The following is a 21,356-nucleotide window of genomic DNA, read 5'->3' on the forward strand; positions in this document are numbered from 1 at the left end:
CTTAATCGCTCATTGCTTCTTGAAATCTTGATAATCTATCTGTTATTGGTCAATACTGCCAATTTGCTTGCTTAAAGAGTTGACTTGTTCGATCAAAGCAAAATACTCTTTTTCATTAAAATCCAGCTGAGTCAGGCATCCCTCTACTTGATCATAAATTGCAGTCTCTAACTGAATTGCTTTTTCAGAAAGTGAAATGATCACAATGCGTTCATCTTCACGTAATCTATTTCGATTAATGTACCCATTTTTTTCCATTCTTTTCAACATCGGTGTCAATGTTCCTGTATCCAGCGCAAGTTTTTCTCCAATGTCTGAAATCCGCTGATCTGAGTATTCCCATAAAACTAGTAACACCAAGTATTGAGGATAGGTTAACTGAAATGGTTTTAATGCTTTCGCATACATCCTATTAAATTGCTTTGAAGCTGTTTGTAATGAAAAACACAATTGCTCTTCTAGTCGTCTGTTTTTTTTAGCCACTGGATCCCTCTTTTAATTGCTTAATATAATAGTTAGATTCTACACAATATCGTTTTTAAAATCAATATTTTATACTTACGCGAAAAAATGAGACAGCCGCTTAAATAGGCTATCTCATTTTTGATTTTATTCTTCTATCGGTTCATTTTTGAAAACTAATTGTTCACCTAACAAGCTGATTGTTACTTTGGTTTTAGGTAAGACTTTGCCCGACACAATCTCTTTTGCCAATGGCGTTTCGACTTCTTTTGTAATAAAACGTTTCAATGGACGTGCACCATAAGCTGGGTCATAGCCACTTTCTGCGATCCATGTTTTAGCTTCATCAGAAATGACTAATTCGATCTCTTGATATTCTAAACGTCTTGCCAATTGAGCAGTCATTTTTCCGATAATGCCTTTGACATTTTCTAAGCTTAGCGGTGTAAACAGGATTGTGTCATCAATTCTATTTAGGAATTCTGGTTTAAAATTGCCGCGTAAAATGGTCATTACTTGTTCTTCTACTTCTTCTGGAATCGTTCCTTCTGAGGTCACACCTTCAAGTAAAAGTTGAGAACCGATATTACTCGTCATGATCAAGACCGTATTTTTGAAATCAACTACTCGTCCTTTCGAGTCAGTCAAACGACCGTCATCTAAGACTTGTAGTAAAATATTGAACACATCTGGATGTGCTTTTTCGATTTCATCTAATAAGACGATCGTATATGGATTGCGGCGAACAGCTTCCGTTAATTGACCACCTTCTTCATAGCCGATATAGCCTGGAGGTGCTCCAACTAAACGAGACACACTATGTTTCTCCATATACTCACTCATATCAATTCGGACCATGTGGTCTTCTGAATCGAATAGGTCTTCTGCTAATGCTTTAGCAAGTTCAGTCTTCCCAACACCTGTTGGCCCTAAGAATAAGAATGAACCTAACGGACGATTTGGGTCTTGCAAACCAGCGCGTGAACGTATTACTGCGTCACTTACAGCATCTACGGCTTCATCTTGACCAATGACACGTTTATGAAGTGTTTCATTCAATTTCATTAGTTTTTCACGTTCACCTTCAACTAGTTTTGTTACAGGAATCCCTGTTAAACGACCCACAACTTGTGCAATTTCATTTTCAGTCACGGCTTCTTGTACCATCCGGACATTGTCTTTAGCATTTTTTTCTTCAAGTTGTTTTAGCTCTTCTTCTAATTTAGGAATCGTACCATGACGTAAAACAGCTGCTCGTTCTAAGTCATAATTGTTTTCAGCATCTTCTAATTCATGTTTTGCCTTGTCGATTTCACCACGTTTATTGCTGACAGCATTCACTTCTTCTTTTTCTGTTTCCCATTGCATCTTCATGGCATTCGCTTCTTCACGAAGATCTGCCAGTTCTTCTTGCAATGCATTTAGACGTTTTTTACTAGCATCATCGGATTCTTTTTTCAAGGCAGCTTCTTCGATCTCTAATTGCATCAATCGACGTGTTACTTGGTCAAGCTCGGTCGGCATTGAATTCATTTCAACTCGAATCGTTGCGCTCGCTTCATCGACCAAATCGATAGCTTTATCTGGCAAGAAACGATCCGTGATGTAGCGGTCAGATAACGTTGCTGCAGCAACTAAAGCATTGTCATGGATGTTCACGCTATGATGAATTTCAAATCGTTCTTTTAAGCCACGTAAAATACTGATTGTATCTTCAACAGTTGGTTCTTTAACTAAGACTTTTTGGAAACGACGTTCTAAGGCTTTGTCTTTTTCCATATATTGGCGATATTCATCTAGTGTTGTTGCTCCAATCAAATGCAATTCACCGCGGGCCAACATAGGTTTTAACAGATTGCCAGCGTCCATACTACCTTCTGTTTTACCGGCACCAACAATATTGTGAATTTCATCAATGAAAAGAATGATACGTCCTTCACTTTTTTTCACTTCTTTTAAAACTGCTTTCAAGCGTTCTTCAAATTCACCGCGGAATTTAGCGCCAGCGATCAATGCACCCATATCTAATGAAAAGATAGTTTTGTCCTTTAAATTTTCAGGTACATCTTTGCGAACGATTCGTTGGGCTAACCCTTCGATAATTGCTGTTTTCCCAACGCCTGGTTCACCAATCAGCACAGGATTATTTTTTGTCTTCCGCGAAAGAATACGAATCACATCTCGAATCTCTTCATCACGGCCGATTATGGGATCTTGATTGCCGCTTTTCACTTGTTGTACTAAATCTACCCCATATTTTTCTAAAGCTTTGTATTGTTCTTCTTGATTTTGAGAAGTCACACGATCTCCCCCTCTCATGTCTTCTATATTTTTACGTAATTCTTTTTCTGTGATTCCCTGACTTGTTAAATAGCTTGTTAAACGGTAGTTTTTCAATTTCATCAACGCTAAAATCACGATTTCAGTTGCTAAAAATTCATCTTGGAATGACTCTCTAAGTTTATCTGCTTCACCTAATAAATTAAACAAATTTTGGCTCATACTTTGACCATATTGAATGTTGCTACCCTGAATAGTTGGGTATTCATCGATTGCTTTATCGATTTCTCGTTCAAAAGCGTCTACATCAACGCCTGCATCTGTATAAAAATTACGCCCAAAATGATTAGGTTGCAAAAAAATCTTCCATAGGTGCGCAATATCTATTTCCTGATGATGACGAGTAACGGCTACTTGTTGCGCCTCTGCAATTGCCTCTTGTAATGTCGTTGTCATTTTTTCGATGTTCATAGAATTACCTCCTAAATTTAAAAGCGGAACAAATCGATTTATCCTGTAGAAAATCAGGAAATTAACATTGAAACGTTCTTTATTTCATTGGTAATTTGTCTATTTTCATAAGGATTGATTTGTGCAGCTAGATAATTGTTAAAGCGGAGCGGGCTCGTACAGCTCTGACAGAAAAATAGGAAAATCTGACTGAGGTGCTTTTTGCCTCATTTAGATTTTATCTTTTTTCCGAAGAGCTAGCCCGCGTAGCTAGATAATGTAAAGCGGAGCGGGCTCGTACAGCTCTGACTGAAAAATAGGAAAATCTGACTGAGATGCTTTTTGCCTCATTTAGATTTTATCTTTTTTCCGAAGAACTAGCCCGCGTAGCTAGATAATGTAAAGCGGAGCGGGCTCGTACAGCTCTGACAGAAAAATAGGAAAATCTGACTGAGGTGCTTGTTGCCTCATTTAGATTTTATCTTTTTTCCGAAGAGCTAGCCTGCGTAGCTAAATAATTGTTAAAGCTGAATAAGCTCTTTAATTTCTACTATATAAATAGTACTTTTAACTTATAAAAAAGCATAAGGTCTGATTAATTTTGACCTTATATCGTTATTATACTCATTTAGTCAGTAAAGGTCAAACGAAAAACACTCTTTTTTATTTTCCTTCTCTTTATAATAACGCAACGTTTTATTTTAGCAAAAGATATGCGGCTAATCAGAAAAAAGATTGATATCCAAAATCAATTGGACTCAATCTTTTACTCAATCTTATAGTAATTCTCCAAATCGTTTGACATAGAATTTTTTTACGATCATGACTAGGAATAAATAGGACACTATTGTTAAACCTAACCAAGCAAAGTAATTTAACGGCAGCTCAGCTAATCCTAAACTTTGTCCAAAACTTGTAAACGGTAAAATCGTTCCAACCGCAATTCCTAAAGACGTAATAGTCGTTAAAATAAACGACGCTCTGCTTTGGATAAACGGAATTTTAGGTGTTCGCAATGTATGAATCACCAACGTTTGTGACCAAAGAGATTCTATAAACCAACCAGCGTGAAAAATCGCAATAAAAGTCGCTTGTTGCGCTGGATCTAAATCATGGTAGTTTCCTCCGACTAGTTGAGGACAAATGACAAAATACATTAACAAATAAGTCGTAATATCAAAAACTGAACTTGTAGGGCCCAACCATTTCATAAACGAACCAATCTTTGAAGCGTTCCATTTTTTAGGTTGCTCTAGGTACTCATCGTCTACATGATCCCAAGGAATTGACATACATGAAATATCATAAATCAAATTTAAAAAGAGTAGTTGTAACGGTAACATAGGTAGAAACGGTAAAAAGATACTTGCTACTACAACTGAAAACATATTACCAAAATTAGAACTCGCCGTCATTTTGACATACTTCATGATATTACCAAAAGTCGTTCTTCCTGCTAATAGCCCTCGTTCCAAGACCATCAAGTCTTTTTCAAGTAAAATAACATCTGCCGATTCCTTTGCAATATCAACCGCCGTATCGACAGAAATACCAACATCAGCTTCTTTCATTGCTGGGGCATCATTGATCCCATCTCCCATAAAACCAACGGTATGGCCAGCTTCTCTTAATACTTGAACGATCCGCGTTTTTTGTTGAGGTGTCAATTTCACAAAAATATTATACTTTTCAGCAATCGTTTTTAGTTCAAAATCATTCATTTTAGTAATTTCATTCCCTGTAATCAGTTCTTCATTTGCTAGTCCAACTTGTTTACAAACTGATTTCGTCACCAGAGCATTATCACCAGTCAATACTTTGACCCCAACCCCATGTTTTTTCAACGCTTCCAATGCAGCTTTTGTTGTTTCTTTTGGCGGATCAAGGAATGCAAGATACCCAATTAAAACCATTTCATTTTCATCTGAGACAGAAAACTCATCAATGGTCGCTGGGTTTGTTTTTTGAGAAACAGCTAACACACGTAGCCCGTCTTCATTCAATTCTTCAACGGTTTTCAAAATTTCTTTTTTAAGTGATTCTGTTAAAGGCGTCACGGTTCCTTGATAGTCTACAAAACTTGAAATTTCTAACATTTCTTCGACGGCACCTTTTGTAATCATTTGCGTTTTGCCAGATGTATCTTCGATCACAACACTCATACGACGTCGTTTAAAATCAAAAGGAATTTCATCTACTTTTTTGTATTTAGAAGAATCGATTGATAATTCTTCTTTTGCGGCGTCAATAATTGCGACATCCATTAAATTTTTCAAGCCTGTTTGATAATAACTATTAAAGAATGCATGGCGCAACACTCGGCTATCTTCCTTGCCATCACAATCTAAATGATACTCTAAAATAATCTTATCTTGAGTCAATGTACCTGTCTTATCTGTACATAGAACGTCAATTGCACCAAAATTTTGAATCGCGTTTAAATTTTTGATAATTGTGCCTTTTTTAGCCATACTTGAAGCGCCTTTAACAAGATTCGTCGTCACGATCATCGGCAGCATTTCAGGTGTTAGCCCCACCGCTACAGACAACCCGAAAAGAAACGCTTCAAACCAATCACCTTTTGTTAATCCGTTAATTAAAAATACTGCTGGCGCCATGACTAACATAAATCGAATCAACAACCATGAAGTTTTGCTGATGCCGACTTCAAAATTTGTTTGAGGGTTTTTATCTGAAACATCTTGTGCTACTTTTCCAAAAAGAGTGTTATCTCCTACTGAAACAACAATTCCTTCTGCACTACCGCTAATAACATTACTGCCCATAAAAACAATATTTTCATATTCTGTTTCCACGCTGTTTCCTTTTAACTTGTAATCTGCTCTTTTTTCAACTGGATAACTTTCGCCCGTCATTGCAGATTGAGACACAAATAAGTCTTTTGTTTTGGTTAAACGGATATCAGCTGGAATCATATCACCTGCAGATAATTTTATGATATCGCCACAGACGATTTCTTCTATTGGAAGTTCTACTTCTTTTTTTCTACGGACAACGGTTGCCGTAATCTTTACCATGTTATTCAATTTTTCTGCTGCTTGATTTGATTTAACCGATTGAATCAATGTCATTGTACCGCTGATCAACACCATCGCCATGATGATAAGTACACCTATAAGATCACGATCTGCTGGTGGTGCAATAACATAATCTGTTATAAAGGAAATAATAGCAAGTGCGATCAAAACAATTGTAAATGGCGTAAAATAAGCTTTGATTATTTCAACGAATAGCGGTGTTTTTTTGCCGTGAGTAATTGTATTTTCACCAAATTCCTCTCTTGATAAAACTGCTTGTTGGTTTGATAGTCCCATTTTGGAAGAGTTGAAAAAGGTAATGATATTTTCGGCTGAGTTCCGTGCAAAATATTCATATGACTGATTATTTTTTTTAGTTAATGCTGTTCTTTTATCCATGTACTTCTCCTTCTTTCTAAAACTCTGATTAATGAAATGTAGGATAGTCTAATACAAACGATCATCCTTTACAATCTCATTGTGTTCTCTCTATTTTAGGAATCGGACTGATAGATAAAAGAAAATCTGTTAGCGGAGGAAATTGCTTTTTTGCCCTAGAAACAAATAGACAATAATAATTATAATTTCTTCAACAGATTTCTTTATCCATGAGCCCTTAATCATCTGACTACTGTCATCCATTTGTTTCCATCTCCTTTAGCGTGATATGTTTGATAATTCCGAAATTCCGAGTGTTCTTTTTTGTGCAAAGATTCTTCTTAAATTTTTTTAAGATCACATCCCCATCTGAGTATGCGCTACTTATACGTTGGTAACCAAAATGATCATAAAAGCCCCAAGCTTGTTTACGACCAGTTAAAAATACAGATTGAAAGTTCATCAGCTCTGCTATTTTTTCTGCAAATTCAAGTAATTGTTTTCCTATCCCAAATCCTTGGTACAACTCATCAATCGCAACTTGCTTGATCTGAGCCATCGTGCGGCTTCTTTTTGAAAGAAGTAACGTCCCTACAACTTCCCCGTCAATCATCGCAGCCATATGGAGGTCGTATTTTTCATGAATAGGCAATTCTTTGATCCCTTCCTTTCCAGCACTGGTTTTAAGTAGCTTGTTTCTTAAAAAAATACCTCTCCAATATTCTTCACTATTCCAATTAATTACGTTGACCTTCACTGTTTTACCATTTTGATTCCTCCATTCTTTTAATTGCTCATTTGATTGATTTCTATGATTTCTGATAGTTGAGACAATTCTGAAATAATCGTATTGACTGCTAATACGCCATTTCTTGTCGCTTCGATTTCTAAGAATAGTCTTACTTTTTGTCCTGCTAAATCGGTACAAGAGAATTTAGTAAAGGTTAAACAATATTTATCGAGTAACTGAATAATTTCAGTTCTAAGCATGACTTCACTTGTATTACTAGCAATAACCGAAAGATAGTGAATCGACTCTACTTGTTCGTCTTCTTTTTGGACAGCCAAGTTGTCCATTTTAAACGATAGATTCCTCAGCAAAATATTAACGAGCATCAAAGCAACTGCGCAACTTATTCCTTCGATCACAAACCCCGCTCCGATCAAACTTCCAACAGCAGCTGAACACCATAAGGTCGCGGCAGTATTGATACCTGTTACGCTAAAGCCTTCTCGCAAAATTACGCCTCCAGCAAGGAATCCGATACCACTGACTACTTGAGCGGCTATTCTTGTAGGACTGCTATCATCCTGAATCAAAGTGGATAAAGAAACGAATTGACATGCACCAAATGTTACCAAGGTCATTGTTCTCATTCCAGCTAGTTTTTTTCGCCATTGCCGTTCTGCCCCAATAATCATTCCTGCAAAAATGCTGGCCATAATGTTGATTAAAAATTCATAAGCTTGCTCCTTTCTTAGATTTGTTGTTAGTGTTTGGTATGCTCGAAATGACATGATGTGATTCAGTATTTCGGTTACTTCTCTCTCTTCGTTCGCCAAGTACTGTTCATCATCTACTCTGTCTTTCCTTTTTATACTTTGGTTTTTAGGACCAGAGATGGGGGATCGATATGCCGTGATTCAGTATTTCGGTTACTTCTCTCTCTTCGTTCGCCAAGTACTGTTCATCATCTACTCTGTCTTTCCTTTTTATACTTTGGTTTTTAGGACCAGAGATGGGGGATCGATATGCCGTGATTCAGTATTTCGGTTACTTCTCTCTCTTCGTTCGCCAAGTACTGTTCATCATCTACTCTGTCTTTCCTTTTTATACTTTGGTTTTTAGGACCAGAGATGGGGGATCGATATGCCGTGATTCAGTATTTCGGTTACTTCTCTCTCTTCGTTCGCCAAGTACTGTTCATCATCTACTCTGTCCTTTGGCCAATCGTAGTGATTCACAGCAAAAAACCTTCCGCCAAAACTCAGCGGAAGGTCATAAATAAGCGCACAAAAAAAAGCCTGTATGATCTAGTCGTTGAGTTTTGGCACTATACAACGTAAAAAGCAGAGCTTTTAGCTACCTTATGAAAAGCCTTGTAATCGACAATCCCTGTTCTACCCATTGGCATCTCTCGATGTTTTTGGGCAGTAGCCTGTGTTTGTATAGGAGCCTCACCTAACAAATCTATTTAGTTATCTTACAGGTGAAACTATACCATCGTTATAAAACAAATGTCAATGCTTTTTTTGAAAAAATAATTATTTACTCTATAAAAAACAAAAATGATGAGCCTGGGACATAACTAAAAACGTTATGTTTCAGGCTCTTAGTAACCGAATAAACGGTGGGCGCAGAAGCAACTCCTTCGGAAATAAGCCGAAATTGCTGTAAAACACAACAAGGAACAAGTTGATGTTGCACAGTACCTACTTGGTCACAAAAATTTGAAGAGCAATTTTCGTAAATTCCTTCTTATTTCTCGGAGTTAAAGACTTCTGTCCCAACCTCAAACATTATCGACTTCAAAATGATTAAATTTTTTCAACTTTTATTATTGAATTCCCAACAACTTGTGGTGGAATCGACATAGTCATTGCTGGTAAACCGACTAATGTAAATTGGATTTTATCACCAGTCTTAAAACTACTTTCTGTGAGTCCATCTGCTAATTGTTCCGTTGTGACATTCAAAATAACACCATCATTTTTCATCATGCCAATCATTTTTTCTGGATCTTCAACTGCTTCGACTTCTTTTAGAACTAAACGAGTCGATTGATCCACTGTATCATTTTTTTTAGCATCTTCAACTAAAATAGCTGTAAAAATGGATTGAGATTTTTCTTGATCTTTCATAGTTGAGGTTTCATCGATCATTAGGTCTTTCTCACTACTCATTGACGTTTTTTCACTTCCTTTTGACGAGTCGATTTTATTTTGTGTGCATGCGGCTAAAGAAATCAATGCAATAACCGTTACAAATGTTATAGTAATTTTTTTCATAGACACGCCTCCATTGTTGATACTTTATTATAAACGCTAGACTCTTGCATAGTCCATTACGAGCATTTAGTATTAAGAAAAATTAAAAAAGCAACTGAAGTATCACACACTTCAGTCACCTATACTCAACCTATACAGCAGTCGGAAAAGTCAGCTCTATCCATTTCTTCGATCATTACCAGACATTGTAATTTCTTGAGCCAAGTAACGGATTCGTTCCATGATACGACGAGCTTTTAAGGGTTCTTGTTCTCCACGCTGGGTCACGGATAAATGTTTCTCTAGCTCTTTTAAATCAAGGTTCGATGAAAAGAACGTTACCAATTGTTCTTGCATACGATATTGTAAAATAACGCTTAATACATCATCTCGAATCCAAGAAGTCATTGATTCTGCCCCTAGATCATCAATCATCAAAACAGGTGATTTCTTGACAGCGTCCAACTTAGGTCCAACCATATCTTTACCAATTGCCTGTTTCATTTCAACTGTAAAGGTCGGAAAATGGACAATGGTTGTTACAAAACCACGCTCAGCTAAACTATTCGCAATTGCACCTAATAAGAACGATTTCCCTACACCGAAGGTACCTTGAAGATACAAGCCTTTATAGAATTCTTTTGGATTTGTTGTATACTCGTTTAAAAATTTCATAGTTTCGGCCATTGCTTGAGCACGACCTTGAGATGCCGTATCAAATCTATTCAAACTAGCTTCTCGGACATCTTTAGGCATATCCATTGCTCGGACGCGTTTGCGAATTTCATCTTCCTTTTGCTTCGCGATCAACGCTTCTGTAGGTACATAAGTCACATCGATGTAATGGAAATTCAAGGTTAGTTGAGGCTCATATCCAGGAGCAATCATCGTTGGGTCATTTAATTGATATTTACGCTTTTCTTGAACAAACTCATAAAGTTTCGAATAGCTTTTTCGAATATCATCGTCCGTCAATCGTTCACGATTTTCTTTGATGAACTGCTGTACATCAGTATCTTTAAGGACAACTTCAACCAATTCATTATATCGTTCACTCATATCTCTGTTTTGAATGATTTTTGACATTTCTTTCCCTACATCTTCCATTAATTGCCGCCTCCTTTACTCAAGAAATCTTGAATTTCTTTGTCTAGTCGTGCTTGTTCTTCTTTAGATAGTTTCTGCTCTTCAACCGGATTATCTACCCAATCTGGTAATGTTTCTTGACGAATCGGTCGATTATTTTGTCCATATCGCTGCCTAGTTTGTTTTTGTTCTTTGCCTTTTTTAGCTAACTCGCGTACATGATCGATGGCTTTCTCTGGTGAAAAAATACCACTTTGAGCCCATTCATTAGCAATTCGATTCACATAATCAGCTTTCAACGTAGGTTGCTTTTGAATATTATAAACATAATTGATTAATACATTGATTACACTGTTCGGTAGTCCTGATTTACTTACTAAATATTTAACCAGTGAACGTTCTTGCGGGGTTGTATACCCACCACGTTCATTTTTTAGTGCTTCTAAATAATTTAACGGAAAATTCTTCTCACTATCCATTATCATCTGAATGTCTTGTGTTGAGAATCCGTTCATTTTCAATGAGTTATACCGATATGTCTGCTGATCTTCTGCAGACAACTCAACCGAATCATTTCGTTGAAATTCACTTGGTTTTTGCTTTTTATCAGGGTCATAGGTTCTATAGACTGCTCGCTCAAAGTCCTTTACATCGATCTTACTTGTGTAATAATCAAATGATTTAGAACAAAAATCGATCATGTCTAATTCTGTAATGCCAAATAAGTTATGGAAAACAAATACTTCTTCTTTGAATCCTACACTATTATCTGGCAACTTGATTCCAAGTTTTTCTATCCCTTGCACAAAATATGCCCAATCAAAGCTTTCATTGACTGCACTTGGCTTTTGTGCTGGTCTTGGATCGTTAAAAGATCGTTCCATTTGGCTTAATAGCTTACTTTGAGAAATGATTTGTTCTTCTTTGAATTGATACACCTCTTTAAAGCTTGCTGAAACTTCTGCAAAACCAGTCAAATTAATAAATTTTGGTTTAAAGCGGTCAAATAATTTGTCCAATTTTCTTTGCCCTACGATGTTTAGAAGGGTTAACGATAATACTTCATCTTTAAAAAAACGTTCAGCTGTTTCAGGATGATTCAACCTGTATAAAAAATGTGCGCCAAGTTCAGAATCGTCTTTGACAAACGTTCCTAGTAACCCGATTCCTTCTAATTTCTTTCTAGCTGTTTGAATTTGTTTGATACTCATGTCCATCATCGTAATCAAATCAGCATGAAAAAGTGACTCACTGACACCAGACTCTTCCACTTCGGATAGGAGTGTCAAGTATAAACTAAAAGCTTCGGCACCAATAATTGGTTGATATAAAAGTGTCAATACTGCTTGTTCTTGATTGGATAACGGATACGATAGTGCTACTTGAAAAATACTTTTAGGATGGACTTCTTTCCAATTCTCTTTCAAGGAAAGACCTCCTTAATCATTGGTTGTGTCTGGATTTGAAGATTTTGCTTTGTCTACGATTCCTTGTAATTCTTTTAAGAACACACTCATATCTTTGAATTGACGGTAGACACTGGCAAAGCGAATATAGGCGATTTCATCTAAGTTCACTAAATCTTCCATTACATATTCGCCAACTAGAGTAGTTGAAATCTCATTTTCGCCTAAGCTACGTACTCTATTTTCGACATTGTCAACGATTTGCTCCATTTGTTCCATAGCAACTGGGCGTTTCTCAGCTGATCGGATCAAACCACGTAAAATCTTCTCTCTGTTAAATTCTTCTCGGTCACCATTTTTCTTGATGACTAACAATGGCGCTGCTTCAATTCGTTCAAATGTTGTAAAACGGTAATTGCAATTTTCACATTCTCTTCGACGACGGATTGCACGTCCATCGTCTGCTTGTCGACTATCGATTACGCGAGAATTATTATGATGACATCTTGGACAACGCATAGTGTTCACCTCATTTTATCTAATAATATCTATGTTTAACGTTTCGTTTTAATATACTTCCTATATTATAACATGAAATGCTTGAGAAACCAGCCATTAACGTTTACTTCTTAACCATTTTTTTCTTATTGTTGCGTTCTAATTTTAGAACGATTTTCTGCTTTTAAAAAAAATATAGGTGTAGTACAAAAGTAAAAATCACTTTTGTATCACACCCTAAATACGAATAAACGGTGGGAGTAGAAGCAAACCCTTCGGAAATAAGCTGAAATTCACAAAAATTTGAAAAACAATTTTCGTGAATTCCTTCTTATTTCTCGGGATTAAACGCTTCTGTCCCAGCCTCATTGTCATCTTATAGTTCTATTTTGTCTCGCGTTCCCCATCCTGTATTCCTATGGGTGATGTACCCCCAAATTCGAACAGGCGATAATACGAAGATTGCCCATAACACAGTAAAAGGAAACGCAAAGAACACAATCCATTTGTCCCTTTTTGCTAAATCGTTCCTTGGAATTGAAAGATATGCCAAGGAATAAACCGCACTAAAAGCTAAAGGAGCAATTAAAATTAATGGAAAATCGCTCATTACGAAAAATACCCAATAAATCAATTGATATTTAATAACATTCATCGCTGCAAACATCGCCCAGCCAAATGACTGTCTAAAAAAGACAAAACTGCTAACAGGAAACAAAGCTAAACGCCAAAAACCTCGAATAAAACTTCCTCTGCTCCAACGTAGATGTTGTCTAACATGATGGCTTAGTTTATTTGGTAAATCAGTGTATGAAACGGCTGTCATTTGAGCAACAGTTCGCCCCAACAGCATCGCTGATAAAGTCAAGAAACTATCATCTGAAAATTCTACTCTAACACGACCAAATGTTTCATTTTTATATCCTAATTTTTTCGCTAAATTTAAAACCTCTGCTCTATAAAATGCAATTGGCCCACTATTAACGGCTACGCTGCCGAACATAGAATTCATTGAGCGTTCTATCAGCACCATGTGTCCAATCACCAATAAATCTGTGATCACAGTCAAAAGATTATCCGTAACATTTCTAGTCACGATCACACCCGCAACAGAGTATACACGTTCATCTTCAAACGGAATGATTCCTTGTTCTATCGCATGTTCATCAAAAACAGTATCACTATCGATTGTTAAAATAATCTCATTATGAAAATCGGAAATTTCTAAATGGTTATACGCATTTAACTGAGCTGCTCGCTTTCCACTATTTTTTTGTTTAATAAACTGAAAAGAAACACCTTTTTCAGCAAAAATTTTCCGATATTCTTCTGCAACCTCTGAATAATCAACAAGTGAACTGCCATCATCAACAGCTACTAATTCAGTTGGCAGGAGACTTTGATTTAGGATAGATTCAAACGAGTTTTTAATGTTTTCGATTGGTTCATTATACATAGGCATTAATATATATATTTTTCGATGACTAACTTTTTCATATGCATATGGCGTATATAGAGTACTTAAAACAAGCGTAGCTAATGCGATCCCTCCACTCATTGTAAAAAAAGGCGCAACCCCACTCAACGAATGACGATAACCACTCGGCAATCTAAATTGAAACCATACAACTCCTAAAGAAAGAATCGAAGTAAGCGTAAATAGTAACAAAAGACCATTTTTATTATATATTGTATGCTTGATCTTCTGGCTTCGAGTATTTGCCCAAAAGCCTATTTTATAGCGTCTAACTTGCGGTTTGATTCCTAATTCACGTAATAATTTTCTCTGTTGGGGTTTAAACCTAAAATGAATAATGAGTTCTAGTATAAAAACAATCAACATGACCAATAACGGAAGCTTTCCTGATAGAATAAAACTTTCAATTGACGGGTGAAAAAAGTGAAGCAACTCATATACTGCAATATATGATATGGAGACGATAGGAATTAAATACAAAAAAATTATGCCTAAGAATTCTAATAAAAAGAAAAATCCTTTTCTCATCAAAACATCCTTTCAAAAAACAATTGTACAATGGTTCTAATATGTTTCGTCTAATAACGATAACTCCTTATTAACTTTATCTCTTTGAATTCAAGGTCTAACCCTTTAGGCAAATCTAATTCTACATTGCCCAACTCAATGCTTCGTTTTTCACCACTTATCAACACTTTTCTATTGAGATCACGCTTGAGTACACTTACCATCAATATTGTCTGCTTTCGCTCTTTTTTTAAGGTATCATCATAGCGAAAAACCTGCTCTTCACGGACTTTTGTTAATTTATTTAATGTCAGTTGCTTTTGAGATTGAGGAAATTTAATATCTTTTTTAATATTGATCTCAGTCAATTCTTTATTTGAAATAGCCGCTATTAACTCTTCCCATGTATAAATGTCAGCGTATTTCTTTTCCTTAACGACCACAAAATCTTCTTGCTCATTTGACGTATCATTTAAAAACAGATCATCTGATTTATTTTTACCATAAATTAGGAAAATTATCGCAAGTAGAAGTAACAATGGTAATAGCACTATTTTTAATAGTTGCGTTGAGCGATTCTTTTCAACGTGTTGTTTTTCTTTACGTCTGATTTTTCTTGAACTATCATTCATTATTTTTCTTACCTCCTACTTGAACAATCCATGATCAATGGAGTCATTAAACTGTTGTTAAATCATAAAATAATTGGCTCTTATCTATAATAATATTTTTCTTGTCTTCATAGATATCGTGATCGACAGCGTAAATTACTAGATCATATTGTGTCAGTTGTTGATAATCCGGTTCTAATGTGACAATTGTTTCATCGGTCGACACACTATACGGATGCATCACATCATCATAAGCAACAACGGTTATATTTTTCTCTTTTAATTTTTTTATCAAGGAAATAACCGAAGACATTCGAATATCTGCAACATTTTTCTTGTATGTTACACCAATAACAGCAACAATCATCTCTGTAAATTCTTTTTTGCTCTTAGACGCAAGATGGTTAATTTTCTCTAAATAATAATCAAGCATTGAATCATTGATTTTTCCAGCTGTATCAATTAGTGGTGTTTCAACTCCCCGATCTGCCATCAGCCAAGTCAGATAATAAGGGTCTACAGGAATACAATGCCCACCGATACCTAAATTAGGCGTAAATTTCATAAATCCAAAAGGTTTAGTTGCTGCTGCTTCCAACACTTCTCCTACTTTGATATCTAAGTTATCCGAAATTTTTTGAAGTTCATCTGCTAAAGCGATATTCACTAATCTAAATGTATTTTCATATAGTTTAGCGAGTTCAGCTGTTTTTAAGTTGGGAACGGATGACACATGGCTTCCAAAAAACTCTTTCACTTCAGCTAAGCACTTATCTGTATGGCCCGCAACGATTCTTGGGATCTTTGCACTAAGGGATTGGGTATTTCCTGGATCAATTCTTTCTGGGGAATAGGCGATGAAAAGATCGACTCCGATCTGGTAATCGAGGTTTGAAAACTCTGCAACGAGGTAGTCTTCTGTCGTTCCAGGATACGTTGTACTTTCTAAAATAATCAATGACCCTTTTTTTACTTTATTTTTAATCAAATCAACTGCCGATTTGATATAACTTAAATCTGGAATTTTATTTTTATCAATTGGTGTTGGCACGTCAATAATGTAAACATCTTTTGCGACGATCTGTTGCGCATCATACGTAAAAATCGTTCCTTTTTCTTGTAGCATTTGAACCGTTTCGTTTGATACTGTATCAAGAGGACTTATTCCCTTATTCAGCATGTCCACTTTTCGTTTATCAACATCAAATCCAATTACTTTATGTCTTTTTTTTACATGATTGATGACACTTGGTAATCCAACATACCCTAACCCAATAACTACTACTTCTTTTTTCATTTCACTTTCCACAATCCTTTTCTGCAATCTTTTCACTCACAAAAGATAACACACAGTCAGCACAATTGTCTATGCTACTACCAACAAAAATGTTATTTTATTATATGTATAAAAATGTCCGTTTTACAGTTCAACAATAGGTTTAAAAGAAAATAACGCGTAATAAACATTGTTTATTATGCGTTATTTTCATCTTGTTTTTCATTATTTTTAAAATAACATAAAAAAACAAAAAATAAATTACATTATTTTATCCAAAAATATTTTTCGTCACCCATTTTTGTACGTTATTTTTTGTCTCTAGAATACTGTTTTGATTATCGAATATGATATTTGCTTTTTGTTTTTTTTCCTCTATAGGTAATTGACTATCGATTCGTAGTTGCGCTTGCTCTTCGGATAAATTATCACGTTTCATCAAACGAACTAGCTGAATTTCTTCTGGTACATACACCACAGCTACTTTATCGACAAACACATCATAACCGCCTTCATACAATAACGGGATATCCACAATAACTAATGGTGCTTGATCTTTTTTGTCATTAATCTCAGTTAAAATTGCTTCTTTCAAAAATGGTGAGAGTACTTCATTAAGCTTTTTTCTTCTTTTTTCATCAGAAAAAATAATCTCACCTAATTTTTTTCGATTTAATGCCCCTTCTCTATTCAAGATTTCTGAACCAAAAACAGCCACTACTTTTTTTAGTGCTGGCTTCCCAACTTCAACGATTTCCCGCGCAATGATATCGGCATCGACAATCGGAAAATTCAGACTCCTAAATACAGATACAACCGTACTTTTCCCCGTTGCAATACCACCTGTCAGTCCTAACACCATGCCCATTGGTTAATTCCTCACTTTCAATGTTTGACACTTTGGACAAAAATGTGTACCCCGTTGCGCCACTTTGATTTTTTTTATAGGTGTTGTACATCTTGGACAAGGTTTCTCTGTTTGACCGTAAACGTTTAGTGAAATTTGAAATGTTCCAGCTTCTCCTAAGGCATTTAAATAAGTCCGAATCGTTGTTCCACCTGCTTCAACTGCACGGCCTAGAACATCAATAATTGCATAATATAATTGTTCGACTTCTTTTGGCTTTAGTGTGTTTGCGGGTTGTTCGGGATGAATTTTTGCTTCCCATAACGCTTCATCCACATAGATATTGCCTAATCCTGTTACCAAACGCTGATCCAACAGTAACGGTTTAATTGCTTTATGATGTTTTTTTAACCCTGTTCGAAATTCTGACAAACTAAATTCAGATGGAATCGGTTCAGGTCCCAATGCTAAAATCCCTTTGTAATTTTGCCCTTGATCCTTTGGTAATAGGACCATACGACCAAATTTCCGAACATCCAGATAGCGTAATTCACTCCCATCGGTAAAAGTGAAAATCACATGCGTATGCTTGGTCCGCTCTTCTTCTGGTTTATGTGTTTCATATTTCCCTTCCATTCGTAGATGAGAAATCAGATCGTAGTTTGTTAACTTAAAAATCAAGAATTTACCGCGACGTTCCATTTTTTCTATTTTTTGACCCATCAACTGGTTCGCAAAAACTTCTGATTCTGGTGACTCGATGATTCTTGGCCATAAAATCGTCACTTCATCGATCGTCTTTCCAACAACTAATTTTTCTAACCCTTTTCTGACTGTTTCAACTTCAGGTAATTCAGGCAATTTCCTTCTCTCCTTAGAAGAAAAAGACCGAAACGAACACATCAAAGTTTTTTAAACTTTTTCGTTTGCCCAGTCTTTTCTTTGATTATTTTAGTTCATTATTTTGCTTCATACCAAGTTTTGCCCCAACTGCTGTCTGTCAGCAATGGTACATGTAAAGCAACAGCATTTTCCATTACATCTTTAACTAATGCGTTTAGTTTTTCTAATTCAGATTCTGGCACTTCAAAAACAAGTTCATCATGTACTTGTAGTAACATTGTTGCTTGCATGTTTTCTTCCTTTAGCCGTGCTTGCATGTTGATCATCGCTATTTTCAAAATATCTGCAGCACTTCCTTGGATTGGTGTATTGATTGCAGTTCGTTCCGCAAAAGAGCGCAGATTAAAATTACGTGAATTGATATCTGGCAAATAACGGCGGCGGTTGTAAAGTGTTTCTACAAATCCTTTATCTTTTGCATCACGAACGATATCTTCCATGTATTTTTTAACCCCAGGATATTTCTCAAAATAAGTATCAATATATTCTTGCGCTTGTTTTCTAGTAATGCCCAAGTTTTGTGACAAACCATAATCACTGATACCATAAACAATCCCAAAATTTACAGCTTTTGCTTGACGACGCATATTCGGTGTCACATCTTCAGGTTTTTCAATACCAAATACACGCATGGCTGTGCTTGAGTGGATATCTTGGCCTTCAATAAATGCTTCTTTCAAATGTTGATCATCTGAAATATGAGCTAAAACACGTAACTCAATTTGAGAGTAATCTGAAGAAAAAATCATCCAGTCTTTTTCTCTTGGCACAAAGGCTTGACGGATTTTCCGTCCTTCTTCTAAACGAATCGGAATATTTTGTAAGTTAGGATCCACTGAGCTTAGACGACCCGTTTGAGTCAATGTTTGCACATATCGTGTATGAATTTTATCGTCTGGCTGAATCACTTTTAGCAATCCTTCAACATAGGTCGATTGAATTTTGGCAATTTGACGGTAAACTAAAATGTCTTCTACGATCGGAGCTTGTTCTTTCAATTGCTCTAATACGTCCACAGCAGTTGAATAGCCCGTCTTTGTTTTTTTAATAACAGGTAATCCCATTTTTTCAAATAAAATCACGCCTAATTGTTTTGGCGAATTCAAATTGAACTCTTCGCCAGCTTCCGCATATATTTTTTGTTCGATTTCACGTAATCGATCTGAAAATTCAATTCGCATTTCTTTTAATCGATTCGCATCCACACGAATACCTGTAATTTCCATATCGCCTAAAATTTTCGAAAGTGGTAATTCCATTTTATAGAATAGATCTGCTTGATTCTTTTCTACTAATTCTGCATCTAGTTTTTCAGATAGAAAATGAATGGCATTGACTTTTCGTGCAAGATGGCTGAAAAAAGCTTCATCATCTTCTGGCAAGCCTTTTTTCGCTCCTTTTCCATAAACGGATTCATCAGAATGGATATCTGTATACCCATAGTGCTGCGCTACACCCTCAATATCTGCGTTGTTATCATTTGTATCTAATAAATAAGCAGCTAATAAGACATCAAACGTAATGCCTTGAGGTTTCCCAACATATCGGTTAAGAGACACATAGGTGCGTTTTGCATCGTACACTATTTTTTTATGTTTTTCTGATAACAACCACTCAACAAATGGTTTGCTTTCAAACAGTTCTAAACTGTTTGTTGTGTAAACTTTTTTCTTGGTTCCCCACGCAACACCTACGATCGGTGAAGTATGGTAATTATCTTCCAACATTTCAACGTATAAGGCCATATCATCGGTAAACATTTCTTCTGTGAATGTATCTACCACATCAAAGTGAACATCTTCTAGCTCAACTACTTCTTCTTCAACATTCAATTTGCTTAGCATTTGTTTGAATTCCATTTCTTTATAAAAAGGAATCAATTTTTCTAAGTCTTTTCCTTCATATTTAAGTTCATCAATCTCGATTTCAACTGGAGAGTCTACATTGATCGTTGCTAGGCGTTTGGACAGAAAGGCTTGTTCTTTATCGTTGATTAAATTTTCTTTCATCTTGCTTTGCTTCAAGCTGTCGATATTTTCGTACACACCTTCGACTGAACCAAATTCTTTCAATAATTTGATTGCGGTCTTCTCACCAATTTTTGTTACCCCAGGGATATTATCTGAAGTATCTCCGGCTAGACCTTTCATGTCAATGATTTGATTTGGCGTTAAACCATCGTATTTTTCAGCTACGTGTTCAGGTGTATAGGATTCTAGATCACTAACACCTTTGATCGTAATATCCACTTTGACAGAGTCTGTCGCTAATTGTGTTAAATCTCGATCTCCAGACAACACAACAACATCAAATTCGTCTTTTGGAACTTTAGTAGCAAGCGTTCCAATGATATCATCTGCTTCATAATTATCTAACTCATAATATTTAACACCTAAACCAGTCAGTAATTCACGAATGTAAGGCATTTGTTCTTTAAATTCTCCTGGTGTTTTCGAACGGCCTGCTTTGTATTCGGGGTAAAATTCGGTTCTAAAGGTTGTTTTTCCTGCATCGAAAGCGACTAATACATGTGTTGGATTTTCTTTGGTCATAACGTTTTCAAACATATTGTTAAACGCATAGACAGCATTTGTGTGTAACCCATTTTTATTTTTAAAACGTTCTAAGGAATTGTGTAAAGCAAAAAACGCTCGAAAGGCTACACTGTTTCCATCAACTAATAGTAATTTCTTTTTTGTCATCTTTTTTCTCCTCATCTTCAGCAAACTGGTTTCCTTCTTATTCTAACAAAAATCCGTCAACTTTGCAGTAGGAAGGAACTAAAGTTCGCAAAGCTTCATTGAAAACAAATAAGACCCGCTCTGCACACTCAGAGCGGATCAATAGGAGTTCACACAAATGAAATTGATTGCCTTTAACAATTGTCTTTCTTTTATGTTTTTATAGTACAAGGAAATTGTGAATATTGTGTGAACGAATAATTGTCAAAATGTAATTTTTTTCAGGATGATAATTGATTTTCAGTTTATATTAGCTAAACATCTAAACCTTCCTAAGACCATTTTGAAGCTTAGATACATTATTGTACACTTCTACTTTTCTATCCAAATAACAAATGTTGATTTTTAGTGTATTGACTTATAGAAGGTATTCATTTATTTGGGGATCATCATTAAGAAGCATTGTAT

General features: G+C 35.8%; 15 protein-coding genes, 1 pseudogene and 1 riboswitch. All 16 genes and pseudogenes read right to left on the reverse strand.

Going from position 1 to position 21,356, the window contains the following annotated elements:
* Window positions 1-42: 42 nt before the first annotated feature.
* Entirely contained in the window at window positions 43-483 is a 441-nt protein-coding gene (locus BCR22_RS08650) for a MarR family winged helix-turn-helix transcriptional regulator (RefSeq protein ID WP_069654534.1), read from the reverse strand.
* 126 nt (window positions 484-609) lie between these two features.
* Entirely contained in the window at window positions 610-3,213 is a 2,604-nt protein-coding gene (gene clpB / locus BCR22_RS08655) for an ATP-dependent chaperone ClpB (protein ID WP_069654535.1), read from the reverse strand.
* 755 nt (window positions 3,214-3,968) lie between these two features.
* Window positions 3,969-6,629 (reverse strand): magnesium-translocating P-type ATPase, encoded by a 2,661-nt coding sequence (gene mgtA, locus BCR22_RS08660; protein ID WP_069654536.1) that lies wholly within the window; start codon window positions 6,627-6,629, stop codon window positions 3,969-3,971.
* A gap of 235 nt (window positions 6,630-6,864) precedes the next feature.
* Complete coding sequence (locus tag BCR22_RS08665; protein ID WP_083241794.1) at window positions 6,865-7,365, reverse strand: GNAT family N-acetyltransferase; 501 nt, start codon at window positions 7,363-7,365, stop codon at window positions 6,865-6,867.
* A 29-nt stretch (window positions 7,366-7,394) separates the two neighbouring features.
* The gene (locus BCR22_RS08670) at window positions 7,395-8,171 is read right to left on the reverse strand and encodes an MgtC/SapB family protein (RefSeq protein WP_240485867.1); all 777 of its coding nucleotides are present in this window, start codon (window positions 8,169-8,171) and stop codon (window positions 7,395-7,397) included.
* Between the two features lie 463 nt (window positions 8,172-8,634).
* A riboswitch (M-box (ykoK) riboswitch) is annotated at window positions 8,635-8,805 on the reverse strand.
* Between the two features lie 128 nt (window positions 8,806-8,933).
* Window positions 8,934-9,125: pseudogene (locus tag BCR22_RS15945) on the reverse strand (hypothetical protein).
* A 21-nt stretch (window positions 9,126-9,146) separates the two neighbouring features.
* Window positions 9,147-9,617, reverse strand: a complete 471-nt coding sequence (locus BCR22_RS08675) for a hypothetical protein (protein WP_083241795.1) — start codon at window positions 9,615-9,617, stop codon at window positions 9,147-9,149.
* Window positions 9,618-9,773: 156 nt separating this feature from the next.
* Window positions 9,774-10,703 carry a primosomal protein DnaI gene (gene dnaI, locus BCR22_RS08680; RefSeq protein WP_069654537.1) on the reverse strand — a complete coding sequence of 310 codons (930 nt, stop codon included), beginning with the start codon at window positions 10,701-10,703 and terminating at the stop codon, window positions 9,774-9,776.
* Window positions 10,703-12,109: a replication initiation and membrane attachment family protein gene (locus tag BCR22_RS08685; RefSeq protein ID WP_069654538.1), complete on the reverse strand. Its 1,407-nt coding sequence runs from the start codon at window positions 12,107-12,109 to the stop codon at window positions 10,703-10,705. The genes dnaI and BCR22_RS08685 overlap by 1 nt, the downstream gene beginning before the upstream one ends.
* A 12-nt stretch (window positions 12,110-12,121) precedes the next feature.
* Window positions 12,122-12,607 (reverse strand): transcriptional regulator NrdR, encoded by a 486-nt coding sequence (gene nrdR / locus BCR22_RS08690; protein ID WP_069654539.1) that lies wholly within the window; start codon window positions 12,605-12,607, stop codon window positions 12,122-12,124.
* A gap of 355 nt (window positions 12,608-12,962) precedes the next feature.
* Complete coding sequence (locus BCR22_RS08695; RefSeq protein ID WP_069654540.1) at window positions 12,963-14,591, reverse strand: glycosyltransferase; 1,629 nt, start codon at window positions 14,589-14,591, stop codon at window positions 12,963-12,965.
* A gap of 50 nt (window positions 14,592-14,641) precedes the next feature.
* The gene (locus BCR22_RS08700; RefSeq protein ID WP_069654541.1) at window positions 14,642-15,202 is read right to left on the reverse strand and encodes a pectate lyase-like adhesive domain-containing protein; all 561 of its coding nucleotides are present in this window, start codon (window positions 15,200-15,202) and stop codon (window positions 14,642-14,644) included.
* Window positions 15,203-15,248: 46 nt separating this feature from the next.
* Window positions 15,249-16,478 (reverse strand): nucleotide sugar dehydrogenase, encoded by a 1,230-nt coding sequence (locus BCR22_RS08705; RefSeq protein ID WP_069654542.1) that lies wholly within the window; start codon window positions 16,476-16,478, stop codon window positions 15,249-15,251.
* Between the two features lie 250 nt (window positions 16,479-16,728).
* Window positions 16,729-17,325 (reverse strand): dephospho-CoA kinase, encoded by a 597-nt coding sequence (gene coaE / locus BCR22_RS08710; RefSeq protein WP_141706555.1) that lies wholly within the window; start codon window positions 17,323-17,325, stop codon window positions 16,729-16,731.
* A gap of 3 nt (window positions 17,326-17,328) precedes the next feature.
* Complete coding sequence (gene mutM / locus BCR22_RS08715; RefSeq protein ID WP_069654543.1) at window positions 17,329-18,165, reverse strand: DNA-formamidopyrimidine glycosylase; 837 nt, start codon at window positions 18,163-18,165, stop codon at window positions 17,329-17,331.
* Window positions 18,166-18,263: 98 nt separating this feature from the next.
* Window positions 18,264-20,909 carry a DNA polymerase I gene (polA, locus tag BCR22_RS08720; RefSeq protein WP_069654544.1) on the reverse strand — a complete coding sequence of 882 codons (2,646 nt, stop codon included), beginning with the start codon at window positions 20,907-20,909 and terminating at the stop codon, window positions 18,264-18,266.
* Window positions 20,910-21,356 lie beyond the last annotated feature (447 nt).

The sequence above is a fragment of the Enterococcus plantarum genome (assembly GCF_001730295.1).
GTDB lineage: Bacteria > Bacillota > Bacilli > Lactobacillales > Enterococcaceae > Enterococcus_L > Enterococcus_L plantarum.

Bases quoted from the DNA above. Each gene is read 5' to 3' on its own strand.
- clpB (WP_069654535.1), bottom strand. From the start codon at position 3,213: ATGAACATCGAAAAAATGACAACGACATTACAAGAGGCAATTGCAGAG.
- mgtA (WP_069654536.1), bottom strand. From the start codon at position 6,629: ATGGATAAAAGAACAGCATTAACTAAAAAAAATAATCAGTCATATGAA.
- BCR22_RS08675 (WP_083241795.1), bottom strand. From the start codon at position 9,617: ATGAAAAAAATTACTATAACATTTGTAACGGTTATTGCATTGATTTCT.
- dnaI (WP_069654537.1), bottom strand. From the start codon at position 10,703: ATGGAAGATGTAGGGAAAGAAATGTCAAAAATCATTCAAAACAGAGAT.
- nrdR (WP_069654539.1), bottom strand. From the start codon at position 12,607: ATGCGTTGTCCAAGATGTCATCATAATAATTCTCGCGTAATCGATAGT.
- BCR22_RS08695 (WP_069654540.1), bottom strand. From the start codon at position 14,591: ATGAGAAAAGGATTTTTCTTTTTATTAGAATTCTTAGGCATAATTTTT.
- BCR22_RS08700 (WP_069654541.1), bottom strand. From the start codon at position 15,202: ATGAATGATAGTTCAAGAAAAATCAGACGTAAAGAAAAACAACACGTT.
- BCR22_RS08705 (WP_069654542.1), bottom strand. From the start codon at position 16,478: ATGAAAAAAGAAGTAGTAGTTATTGGGTTAGGGTATGTTGGATTACCA.
- coaE (WP_141706555.1), bottom strand. From the start codon at position 17,325: ATGGGCATGGTGTTAGGACTGACAGGTGGTATTGCAACGGGGAAAAGT.
- polA (WP_069654544.1), bottom strand. From the start codon at position 20,909: ATGACAAAAAAGAAATTACTATTAGTTGATGGAAACAGTGTAGCCTTT.